Origin of the sequence: Muricauda sp. MAR_2010_75, from assembly GCF_000745185.1 — a bacterium.
Classification (GTDB): Bacteria; Bacteroidota; Bacteroidia; order Flavobacteriales; family Flavobacteriaceae; genus Flagellimonas.
This window is the reverse complement of record NZ_JQNJ01000001.1, coordinates 1,389,724-1,404,031: the sequence shown is the minus strand read 5'-3', so window position 1 is coordinate 1,404,031 and position 14,308 is coordinate 1,389,724. Positions and strand designations below refer to the sequence as shown.

Sequence of the window (14,308 nt, the reverse complement as noted above, 5' to 3'; positions counted from 1 at the left end):
CCATGACCAAACATTTATATAAAATATTGCTGTTCCTTGGGATGGCGCTCATCCCTTGGGTGGGTACCTCTCAGGTCAAGAACACCTTTGATGTCCGCTATGAAAACGAGCTTAGGGGAGATCTTACGTTCATCGCCAATAATATTGTAAACCGGGACTCGTCGGGAAGCGACCCCGAAGACCCCTATAATGTAACAGGTTCAAGCTCATCTTATAACGATAACTTGAACATGCAATACATAGATATTGATAGTGATCCCAGCACATTCAGTTCCAGTAGTGCTACCTTGACCATACCTGATTCTGATTGTTCCTTGATTCGCTATGCTGGTTTGTACTGGTCTGCCGTATATCGTGATTCCAACAGAAGTACTGATTTTAACCAAATAAAATTTCAAGTGCCGGGAGCCTCCTACGTAGACCTTACTGCTGATGAAATTCTATTTGATGGTGAAGGTGATTCAGATTTTGGAAATTATGCCCCGTATGCTTGTTATAAAGACGTAACCTCCATATTAACCGGATTGGCCAACCCAGATGGGGAGTATTTTGTGGCCAATGTTAGAGCCAGCTCTGGAGACAATGTACAAGGTGGGGTTTCAGGAGGATGGTCCTTGGTTGTGGTCTATGAAAATCCAACATTTCCAGGAAAATTCATTACAACTTTTGATGGATATGCCGGTGTAAAATCAGGAGAGACCGTAGACATTCCTTTCAGTGGTTTTACCACATTGCCCGCACCTTTTCCGGTACGTGCCAAATTGGGTGTGGCCACTTTGGAGGGAGACAATAGAATCACAGGTGATGGACTTGCCATTCGCGCTGATAGCAATGCCTCTTTTACCTCCCTTGGAAACACGGTAAATCCTACCAACAACTTTTTCAATAGTAACATTACCATTGAGGACAACATTATTACCTCTAGGAATCCCAACAGTATAAATACCTTGGGTTGGGACGTGGATTTGTTCACTATACCAAACCCCAATCAGACGGTTATCCCAAACAGTGAGACCGGGGCCACTTTAAGAGCATCCTCTACTCAAGATAAATATGATATTTTCTTTACATCCCTGGATGTAGAAATCATAGAGCCCAACATTGAGCTTACCAAAACCGTTGAGGACATTGCCGGAAACGACATTACAGGACAAGGGGTGAACTTAGGGCAATATTTAGACTATGTACTCTCCTTTGAAAATGTAGGTAATGACGATGCTACCGGAGTGGATCCATCCAGTTCGGATCCTTTTCAAAGATACTATACCATACGAGACATTCTGCCCATTAATGTAACCTTGGATGAAAGCAGTATTACCATGCCTGCAGGAGCCACCTACTCCTATGATCCAGCCACACGAACTATTTTGTTCAGTATTCCAGATGGTTTGGTAGAGGAAGGAGATCCCATGGCCGCCATCCGTATGCGAGTACAAGTGGCAGAAAACTGTTTTGACTTTATTGACGCTTGTACCGACATTATACAAAACTTGGCTTATTCCACGTATAGCGGGGTCATTAACAATGCACAAATAACGGACGACCCCAGTGTGTCCGAATTTGATGGTTGTGGATTCCCAACACCAGGAGCCACCAACTTTTTGCTGGATGACCTAAGTGCTTGTAATTTTAGCAGAACGGTTCAACTTTGCGGCACCAATGTGCTTTTGGACGCTGGTGACAACTTTGACAGCTATACATGGTATCGCGATGAAAACGGGAACAATCAAATAGATATAGGTACAGATACCGTTATTACTGATGCTGATGCCGATAACGATCCGAGCACCATTTTGGTAACCGAAGTAGGAACCTACCTAGTAGACAAGCAAGTAGCTGATCCCTGTAAGGATTTTATGGAAATCATCACCGTAGAACTATTTGGAAGCGTACAATCCAACCCCATTACGGCCTTGATCAATGATACTTCAAACACCATTGATGGAGAAATTGTGGTTTGTCCCAATGATGGTAGTGAACTCCCTGAAATCTTTTTGTGCGGACTCAACGACACCGAGCTGATCCAAGTAAACATTCCAGATGCCCAGAGCATTGTTTGGGAGCAATTGGACGAAGCCAGTTGTGCTGCTGCCACCCAAGACTGCGCCAATACCAATAGCGGTTGTACTTGGAATACTGTGGATACAGGAAACGACTTTACCGCTTCAGATTCAGGTCAATATCGATTGGTCATTAATTACCAAAATGGATGTTTCAGTAGGTTCTATTTCAACATCTACAAAAACCCATTGGACCCCCAATATACCTCGGAAGACATTATTTGTGACACGGATGGAAACATCACCGTGACCAATATGCCTGCCAGTTATGAGTACAGACTTATAGATCAATCCACTGGGAATGTATTGTTTCCATATCAAACAAGTCCAAGTTTTAACATTGCCAATAATGGTGCCTATACCGTTGAAATGAGACAACAAGGTGTTACCGATGGATGCGTATTTATCTTGGACAACATTGGTATTCTTAGAAGAGATTTTCAAGTTGACATTACTCCCAAAGAAATTGATTGTAACGGCTTAGGAGAAATAGCAATATCTGTATTGAATGTTGAGCCCCAATACTATTATGAGGTTTCACAAGGGGGCACAGTAGTTGACACCTATGGACCCTCAACGGACAACAATTATACCTTTGAAAACCTAAATGACGGCACTTACGATGTATCTGTTTCCACAGATGACGGTTGTATTTATAACGAACAAGTTGTTATTGAAGATTTAGACGACCTTGTTCTTACGGCTAGGGTTTCGCAGCATATTACTTGTAAAGAAGGTAACATTTTGATGGAGTCCACAGGTGGAAAAACACCGCACGTTTATGCCATCTGGTCCTTTGTTGATGATAACGGGGTTTCACAGATTTCATATCCTACAGTAAACGATATTCCTGCTTCAGCCTATCAAACCAGTCAAATCTTCGATATTTATGATCCAGGAGACTACACCTTTGTGGTAGTAGATCGAAACAACTGCTATGATATTTCAAACACAGTTACCATTGAATTTAGACCTGCCGCCGAGTACAATGCAACTTCGGTTAACGATGTGCTATGTAACGGGGAGGCCTCTGGGTCCATACAGTTCAACCTAGTGGATGACAATGGGTATCAACTTACATATTATTTGTTCGATGCCACTGGCTTTGATGAAGACAACTATAACTTGGCTGATGCCATAGCCACCAATGCCTCTGGTTATTTCCCTGGGTTGACCAATGGCGATTATGTGGTTGTCATTAACCAAAGAAAAGGTAGCGCTTCCTGTGATTATTTTGAGTATAGCAGCATTTCAGCTCCCGCTATGGCCATTTCTGGTACAGCGGTCTTGGTCCAGGACTATACCTGTTTGCAGGATGGTGTCATTGAGGCCCAAAATGTTACTGGGGGCACCGCTCCTTACGAATATAGTATTGATGGTGTGAACTTTGTAAGCGGCCCAGGAGCGGAAACTTTCTCCGGATTGACCGACGGCACTTATACGATTACCGTTCGGGATGCCAACGGATGTACTTTCGATACAAACCCAATTACGATTGACCCATTGGATCCACCAACGGATTTAACCTTTACGGCCACAAATCCAAGCTGCCCTACATTCATTTCTGATGTAACCGCAACCGTGGTTGGAGGAAATGCCCCTTTTGTTTTTGAAATCATTGCACCATCAGCAATCGCAGCTACCTCAACCTCTGGGGGTTCTGCGGATTTTGATGGATTGGCTCCCGACACATACATATTTAGGGTAACAGATGACAAAGGTTGTACCTATGATGAATCCTTCACCATAGATCCTGTTACGGAAATCGCCGTTGTGGGACAACTTGTGGGCAACATTACCTGCTTTGGTGCCGCTGACGGCGAATTGCTTTATACCGTAAGCAACTTTAACACTGATTATGACTACTCCGTAACCGGTCCAGCAACATTCTCTGGAACCGCTCAGACCAATGGCACAATTTCCTTAAGCGGATTGGCTGAAGGAACCTATACCATTACGGTTACCGATAATTTTACCAACTGTACCGATACTGCCAATGTAACCATCAACGCGCCGCCTTCAGCGCTAACGGCTACGGCATCGGTTACACAACCAACTTGTCCTACTGATGGATCTGTGACCATTACTGCTTCTGGTGGATGGGGAAGTTATACTTATGAAATCACCGCAGGTCCAGTTGGGTTTGTTCTTCCGCCTGCTCAAACCAATGGCCTGTTCAACAACTTGACCATTGGCGGAACCTATGCGTATACTGTAACCGATGCTAACGGATGCGTCTTTACAGACACTTTTGACATTATAGAGGCCGTTGCTCCCGTATTGGCCATAGTGCCCAATGATATTTGTTACGATGATGCTGTTGGTCTAACATTAACAGCCAACGTTACTTCGGGTGGAGATGGTAATTATGAATATAGCCTAAACGGTGGTCCGTTTGGAGCTAGCAATGTGTTTACTGGACTAGGGCCAGGGTCTTACACCATCCAAGTTCGGGATGGAAACACCTGCGTGGATTCTGCATCCATTACTATTGATCCTGAGTTGAGCGTTGTGGCTTCTGCTCCAAACATTACAGCCTGTACAACCGACACGGACATTAACATCTCCGCTGCTGGTGGTGATGGGAACTATGTTTATGCCGTTGTTGCTGATGGCGTTACTCCAAATGCAGGGGATTTTTCAACCACAAATCCAGTTACTGTAACTGGTGCTGGAGATTATGATGTATATGTCCGCGACAATGGTGGTGCAGCTGGATTCTGTGAGGCAACCTACGATATTACCATTACCCAAGATCCCCCATTGGCCATTTCCGTAGCTGACACAGGAATTTTGTGTAGTGGAGAGGCTCAGGCCACCATCACAATTACTGCGTCCGGTGGTGAGGCACCCTATCAGTACAGTATCAACAACGGAACTACTTATCAAACCTCAAATACGTTCGTAAACCAAGCTGCGGGCAGTTACAACATCCGTGTAAGGGATGCCAACAACTGTATCGTTAATGAAATATATACCATAACCGAACCTTTGACTCTTTCTGCATCTGCCGCTGTTACGCAATTGGCAGAGTGTAATCCTGGATTGGGTGCCGAGGTTAGAATTACCAACGCTATTGGAGGAACTGCTCCTTATGAATACAGTTTTGATGGCGGAACCAATTATGGAGCAAACTCCATAGGTTATTTGTTGCCAGGAACCCACACCGTTTACATCAGGGATGCGAACCTTTGTACCTATCCCATGACAGTAACCATTGACCCGGTTCCAACGCCACCAAACGTTACACCATCCATTGATTACGAATGTGATGGGGAAGGTACCATTACCATGACGCCAGATAGTCCTAATTTTGACTATACCTACGCTTTGGATGGAACTCTAAATTCGCCCGCAGATAACAATGTGTTCAATAATGTTGCCGTTGGAAATCATACAGTAACTGTAAACTATACCAGTAATTCCGCACCAAGCCCAAGTGTACTGTTGTTGGAAAATTTTGGAATTGGACCCAATACCAGCATTACTGAAATTGATCCTGCCTATTGCTACGAACCTCAAGATGGAAGTGCCAGTCTTTGCGGTTTTGGCACCGATACACATATCCAAGATGGGGAATATTCTGTTACTCAAAATATTGTAAACCCCTACGGAACATGGCTGAGTCCAAATGATCATTCTGGAATGGCGGGGGGCAGGTTTTTGGCCATAAATGTTGGTGGTGTTGCAGGAGTGGGTGGAATTGTATATCAAAAAACTAATGTAGAGGTTATTCCGAATAGGGATATTACGGTATCATTATTTGCCTTCAATCTATTGCGAAATGGAACCAGTGGTGGTGATCCCTCCATTGAGATTCAATTAGTAGATGGTGGAGGAAGCATTATTGCCAGCACAACGACTGGAAGCATCCCAAAAAATAACGGAGCAAACGATTGGCAAAGCTATTCTGTAAGCCTAAATCCAGGAGCGAATTCCAATCTTGATATTGTTATCCGAACCAATTCCGCCGTTACAGGTGGTAATGATATCGCCATTGATGATATTGAGGCGTTCCAAACTCCTGAAGTATGTTCCGGTACATTGACTGTTGATGTAAACATTGAGGACGGCCATGCTTTTGATGCTGGAATTACGGCCTTTACAAACTTAACCTGTAACAGTGCTGCAGACGGCTCCATAACCTTTGAAATTGAAAATTTTGATGCCATAAACGGTTTTGAGTACCAAGTCAATGGAGCAGGAGGCTTTATAACTTCAACCTCAAGCCCTGTTACCCTATCGGGTCTTGCTGCTGGCTCCTATACTATTGAGGTGAGGGATGTTTTGGACAATTCTTGTTCCGTTATCTTGAACCAGATACTTACAGAGCCCAACGCTTTGGTAACAACCGCTTCGGTAACCAATGTAATGACCTGTAGTAATGGTGGTGCCACTATTACAGCTTCGGCTTCGGGAGGAACACCCGCTTACGAATACCAATTGGAAGATAGTGTGGGCGGTGTACTAACGGCGTACCAAACATCCAATGTTTTCTCAGGATTGGCTCCTGGAGATTATATTGTTCGTGCAAGGGACACCAACCTTTGTGAAGATGCCACAGATGCGGTCATTACCGTTGTGCCTCCCGCTACCATAACTTTTACCACCACACCAACGGCGTGTTACAGTGGAAATAACGATGGTACCATTCAAGTGGATGTTACGGATGGTAATGGCGATTATCAATTTAGTTTGAACGGTGGTCCTTGGATTACGCCAAGCCCAGCCACCTCTACAACGCATACATTTTCTAATCTAGCCGCAGGAACATACACCATAGATGTACGCGATGGGTTTGGTTGTACTGGAATTCAACAAACCGTAACCATCAACCCAGAATTAACAGCGTCTGCCTTCCTGAACAGCGATCTGACCTGTTTGGTCGATGCCACTATTACCATCAGTGCTTCTGGTGGGTCAGGAACATACTCCTATGAGTGGTCCAACGATGGTGGGACTTCGTACAATACCTCTGGATTTACTGGAAATGTGTTTTCAACCAATACAGATGGAACTTATCAGTTCCGAGTAACGGATACCACTGCACCGATAGCTTGTACCACCGTTACCAACAGTATTGTGGTGACGCCAGCTGTGCCTCCCGTTATTAGCAATGTTATCCCAACAGATATCCTTTGTAATGGTGAAAGCACAGGTTCATTGGATGTTGTTATAGATACCTCTGTTGGGGTCCCTCCATACACAATTAATGTGGTTGAAACCAGTGGTCCAACTAACTACGGAACACAAACTACTGGATTGCCCGCTGGTTCTTATGAAGTAACGGTTACCGATGACAAGGGTTGTGTTTCTGCACCTTTCCCTGTGGTAATTGCTCAACCGGACCCAATAACCTATACCACATCAGATGTTCCTATTACTTGTGATTCCATGTCCGGTGTTACCAATCCTGGCTCCATTACTGTTTCGGGTGTTTCCGGAGGAACTGCAGAATACACCTATGTCCTTACGGCTAATAATGGGATTGCTCCGCAGACCTATACCACTACATCAGGTGCCAGAGACCATACCTTTACCGTTTTGGAATTTGGTATTTATCAAATAGATGTTGTAGATGCCAACGGATGTGCTTCCTATACCACTGAAATAATAGCATCACCTCCTGATGACCTTGACATTGACGTGAGTACCGCCACTGCAGATTGTGTGTCTGGGGGAACGGCAATTGTAACCGTTGGTGCCGCAGTGGGGAGTGGAAATTACGAATTTGCCATTCTGGAAACCTATTCTGCTCCATACTCCAGCAGCTACCAAGCTCCTGATGCTCCTGGAGGCGATACCGCCACCTTTACAGGATTGACCCCGGGCATTACCTATACTTTTGTGGTCTTTGACCTTAACACCAACTGTTATTATTTTGAAGAGGCAGCAGCGCCAATCAACACGCCTTCTACAATGACGGCTACCTTGGATGCTGTAAACAATGTAAGCTGTACTGGTTCCGCTGATGGTAATATCTCATTCACCTTCACTGGGTTTGATGCTGCAGCAACAGACGTTCAATACGAAATATTCAACAGGCAGTCCAACCTTACCACAGGTTATTCGGGAACTGCATCTGTAAACCCACCAACCTCAGTAACAGTCAACAATTTTGCAACATTGCCTCCAGGAGAATATTACTTGTTGTTGTCCGAAGTTGGCGGCCCAAACAATGGATGCTCCGTTAATGGTGGGGAGTTTACCATCCGTGAATCCGTAAACGCTCTGGATTTGGATGTGGCCAGTCCAACAAATGATAACTGTAACCCCAATGCAGGTGTTATTACTGCTGCAGGTAGATATGGTACAGCGCCTTACCAATATCAGTACTTATTGGATACAGATCCGGCACCTACGGCTGCCAGTGCAGGTTGGACCAGCAATACTACCGCAAACGTGGAAGCTGGTGATTACATGGTATATGTAATGGATGCGTATGGGTGTATCTTCCAAAGACCTATCACGGTTGATGAAGATCCAAGACCAGAGATTACCTTGGCCATAGTGGATGAATGTGTTGATGAGGGATTGTTTGAAGTTCTCATCACACTCGATAACTCTGGTGTGGCTTCGGCTCCTTTCCAAATAAGTATAAATGGGTCGGCATATCAAAACTTTACCTTCAATGGCAGTAACCAATACACCGTTTCCGGTTTAAGTTCAGGTGCGGGTCAAACCATAGCCATAAGAGATTTAAACGGTTGTGCCGATACCGATACATTTGATATCCACCCTCCACTGGAATTTAACGTGATTCAAACAGTTGCCCTAGACTGTGAGCCTGGTGCAGCAGCCAATGCAGAAATTGAAATCGAGGTCATTTCTGGTTCTGGAAACTATGAATTTATTATAGATGGGCCCGGGGCCAATGATCAAGCAAGAACAGCTCTTCTTACCAACCCATTCACGTGGACGGGTGCTGCAGCCGCAGGAAGCTATGACGTTACTGTATTTGATGTGGGCACTACGCCTCCAAACTGCTCAAATACCATTACTATAGATGTTCCTGACGCTCCCCTGCCCAGCTTTACCGAAATCCATACCGATGTCACCTGTAATGGGGCTAATGATGGTAGTATTACACTCATTGAGACCGATACAGGAATAAATCCGTTGACCTATACACTGACACCTATGCCAGCTGGGGCTGTATTGAACGGAAATACGTTTGAAAACCTTCCTGCCGGTACGTATAGTGTTCGTGGGGTTGGGGACAACAGCTGTTTTGTGGATATTTTCAATATCACCATTACCGAGCCAGACCCTATTGCCAATGTAAATACCAGTGTAGTTGAGTTTGCATGTACCGCTGGAAACAATATGAACAATGCCACAATTACTGTGGATACCGGTTCCATAACCGGGGGAAGTGGTACTTATGTGATTTACGAATTCATTGAAGAGGATGACCCCAATACGGTTGCTGTTGAAGCTCCAGTAGTGGTACAATCAGGTAATAACCCGGTTTATATTGAAACGGATATGGCCGGTGGTGTCTACACCATTAATGTCTATGACGATAATGGTTGTATGGGGACCACCACGGAAACCATTGCACCTTTTGACGAATTGTTGTCTGCCAGTGTAACCGTGGATGCCGTTGCTACCTGTATTACCGGTGAAGACATTACCATCACCGCAACAGGATCCATTACCAATTCAACTACAGACCCAGCAAACTACGAGTTTAGAATATTGCCTGCTGGTGTTTTCCAAGCTTCTGGAAGCTTCACTGGATTGAGCGTAGGCACCCATAACTTTGAAGTAAGAAACACTGTAACCGGTTGTATCATTGGTGTATCGCATACCGTTGCCGATCCCGAAGTATTGGAGTTGGATATCGTGAGCACCACCAACATTACCTGTTTTGGTGCAACGGATGGTGAGGTAGAACTAAATCTAGTTGATGCCTCAAGCATCACCTATGCCAGTGCAACCAGCTACACCTTATACTACGATATCAACAATACGCCTGTCAACTTAGCCGATGATGTTACCACCACAGGTTCTGATGCCGATGGTAGCTTTACCATTACAGGGCTTGCTGCCGGAACATATTACATTGAAGTCACCGATACCAACCCTCCTGGTTCTGCATGTGTCTATGCTGAATCATTTACCATTGCTGGTCCTGCTGCGCCTATCGCAGGAACCACCCAGGTTACCCCAATAACCTGTGTTGGAAATGATGGTGTCATTGAAATTATCAATGTAACAGGAGGCTGGGGAGGTTACAACTATTATATTGGAACTTCTGCGCCAACCGGACCCGGTGATTATGTGGCAAGTCCAAATTTTGCTTCCCTTGTTCCAGGAACCTATGAAGCTTGGGTCATCGACTCAAGTGGTTGTGAGCAAATGATTCAGGATAATATTGTGTTGGTAGACCCAACTCCAATTACGGCCACACTTCAAGTAAATGTTGAAAACTGTACCAATCTTCAAGGTGAAATTGAGGTTGTAGGCACAGCTGGTGGACAAGGAAGCAATTATACCTACCAACTTATCCGAAATGGAAGTAATGTTGGTTCACCACAGACCAATCCTGTTTTCTCTGGATTGGGTGCGGGCTCTTATGAAGTATTGATTGCCGATCAATGGACCTGTACCACAACGGTAGGCCCCGTTGTGCTCTTGGATGCCATGACGGCCACAACAACTGTCGTAAAACCCATAGACTGTACTGTGGATCCCGGAGGAAGAATTACCGTGAATGTAAGCGGAGGTTCATCTAACCTCACCTTTGATGTAGTTTATCCCGATGGATTTACAACCGACACTAATGCTACGGGTATCTTCACAGGACTTACACAACCAGGTGTTTATACCTTCACCGTTACGGATAATGATACTGGAACACCATGTACCGTAACCGTTACACAAGAACTGGATGATAGGGTCATTCCTATTATCGATGATGTTGTGCCCGACCATGTAAACTGTTTTGGTGGTTCTGATGCTAGTTTGACCGTGGTTTTGGACCCTACTACTGTGGTAGACCCTGTATATACTTATGAGCTTTATGAAATGTCTGATTTGGTTACACCATATCGTTTTGCACAAAGTAGTGCCATATTTGATAATCTTCCTGCTGGGGATTACCGCGTTCGTGTGATTTCTTCAAGAGCTTGTGAGGATTTCTTTGACGCTACGGTTACCGAACCTACGGTATTGACAGCGACTGCTTCAGCCACAGACTTCTTATGTAATCCGAACAATTCGGTGAACACTTCAACAATCACCGTTTCACCAACTGGAGGTACGGCGGATTATGTGTACAGTTTGAACAACATCAACTTCCAGACTTCCAATACATTCCCTATCATCGATACTGGGTTAGATCAGAATATTACGGTTTACGTTAGAGATGCCAACGGCTGTACCACAACCGCTTCTGTAGTAATTCCGACCATCAACACATTTACGGTTGATGTAACCCAGAATGTGGCGATTAGCTGTGTTAATCCAGAGGAAGTGTTGTTAACTGTTTCTGATAACGGAGATTTGTCCAATAGCTACACTTTTGAATTGTTACCGATTGGTAATCCTTATGGATCTGCTCCAGTGGTGTTGACCAATACCACCGCAACTTTTGAGTTGATTGCCCCAGGTACGTATACCTTTAGGGTTACGGATGATGCTACGGGCTGTTATGTGACCACAGCTCCGTACACCATCGCACCATATAACTTAATCGATGTGGTGGCCACAGCCACCGCTCCTGCCATTTGTTTTGGTGGGGCCGGTACCCTTGAAATCAATGTGTCTGGGTATACTGGAGCCTATGATTATGAGGTGTTCAGTTCCAATGGTACTACAACTGGTATTACGGGAAGCGCCAATACTTCTACAAACCCATTGTCCATCACAGACCCTGTTTTGGTGGGTGGCAATTACTTTGTAAGGGTATCTGAAACGGGTTATCCAGAGTGTGTTGAGGACTCCAACACCATAACCATCATTTCACCAAGTGCAGAATTGGAAGTGATCCCACAAGAATTGGCAAACGTTACCTGTACCAGTGACCAAGGAGAATTATTGGTGAGCCCTACCGGAGGATACGCCCCGTATGATATTGTTGTAACCAATACCACAACCTCACAAGTATATACTAGGAACGATGTGTATAGCTATCTGTTTGGTGGATTGTCCGCTGGTGTTTTTGATGTTCAAATTACTGATGCCAATGGATGTGTCATCAATGAGCCTATTACTTTGATTCAACCTGATCCGATAACTGCCGATATTGCCGCTTCAACAACCATGTTAACCTGTTATGGAGACGAAAATGCGTCTGTTTCGGCTATAAATGTTATTGGCGGTGAAGGTGTGTATGAATATCAATTGAACATCTACGACCCAACAGGTACAACCATTTTGTTCACAACGGGAGAACAATCTTCGGATACGTTCAACAATTTGGGTGCTGGAATTTACAGCATCACAGTAACCGATGGTTGGAGTTGCGATGTGGAAACGCCACAAGTGACCATTACCGAACCTACGGACGTTGCTGCTTCATTGATACAAGTGAGCGCCATGACCTGTAACAATCTTGCTGAAATCCAATTGACGGCCACTGGAGGAACTGCTCCGTATGAGTACAGTACAGATGGTATTTCCTATTCCGCCATGAGCGGAGGCGACACCCACACTTTTAATGTAGGTGCTGGAGTATACCAATACTATGTGCGTGATGCATTTGGTTGTGAGGCACAAATCTCCAATCAAGTAAGTGTGGACATGATTCCGCCATTGACCATCAACATAGATGACTCTGCGGCCTTTATCAACTGTATGGGTGAATCAACGGCCACTATTAGGGCACAAGCTACAGGTGGATTGGGTAATTATCAATATGAGCTATTTGGTGACGCTGCACTTTCCAATCTGATAAATGGTCCGCAATCCAGTGGGATTTTCAACAACTTACCTGCTGGAAGCTACTATGTACGTGTTATCAGCCAAGATTGTGAAGAGGTCTCTCCTGAGATTATAATTGTAGACCCTGCTCCATTGCAAGTTGATGAGGAGAGCTTTACCAATGTTACCTGTGCGGGTATGAACGATGGTACCATCACCGTTGAGGTTTCAGGAGGAACAGGTGAGATTTTCTACGCCATTTCACCAAACCTTGATCAGTTTGATACCGACAATACCTTTGAAGACTTGGCTCCTGGTGTTTATGACGTAATCGCTCAGGATAGAAATGGTTGCTTTATAACCTTCCAGTTCGAAATTGTTCAACCAGAACCAGTAGTGGCCGAGGCGATCAACATTATGCACGAAGTATGCTTTAACAGTGCAGATGGATCGTTTGAGCTTCAAATCTCTGGAGGAACCGCTCCTTATGAGACTGCCTTGAATTCAAATGCTGATGCTGACTTTGTACCAAATCAAACCATGTTCCAAGATTTGCCAGCAGGAACCCATGTGGTATTTGTTCGTGACGCCCAAGGATGTGAGACCAATGTTTTTGTAGAGATAGAACCTGGTGTTAACCTAAATGCCACCGTAACGCCCATGTATGAGTGTACCGGAAACATTCCTGAAAATTATCTGGATATAGTCTTTGAAGACCCAACGGTTGAAGCAGATGTATTGTATGCTTTGGATTCAACCGATCCCGCAGATATGCAATTGTCATCAGACTTTACCAATATGACTCCAGGTGATCACTATATCACCATAGCACATGCCAATGGTTGTATGACCACTTATGATTTCACCATAGAGGGATATGAGCCTTTGACCTTGGTGCTGGAAAACAATAACATCAACCAAATCACTGCCATTGCAAACGGTGGTGTAGAGGACTATACGTTCTATTTTAATGATTACAACAACGGAACGAACAACATTTTCTACATCAATAGAACGGATACATACACAGTAACGGTCATAGATCAGAATGGATGTGAGGCAACAGCAGAGATATACATGGAGTTCATTGACATTGAAATGCCAAACTTCTTTACACCTGATGGAGATGGCCTCAACGATATGTGGATTCCCGAGAATATTGAGGGCTTCCCTGATGTACTAATTATTATTTACGATCGTTATGGTAGAGTAGTGGAACGAATGACCGTAGACACCGCTGGGTGGGATGGTGATTATGATGGCAAGCCCCTTCCAACCGGTGATTACTGGTACGTGGTACGCCTAAATGGTGAGTTGGATGACCGGGAATTTGTGGGCCACTTTACCCTTTATCGATAATAACATAACCTACTTGAACC

General features: G+C 44.6%; 1 protein-coding gene. It reads left to right on the top strand.

What is annotated here, in order from left to right; translation table 11 throughout:
* The first annotated feature begins 2 nt into the window (after positions 1-2).
* Positions 3-14,288: a T9SS type B sorting domain-containing protein gene (locus FG28_RS06240; RefSeq protein WP_081894237.1), complete on the top strand. Its 14,286-nt coding sequence runs from the start codon at positions 3-5 to the stop codon at positions 14,286-14,288.
* The last annotated feature ends 20 nt before the right edge of the window (positions 14,289-14,308 follow it).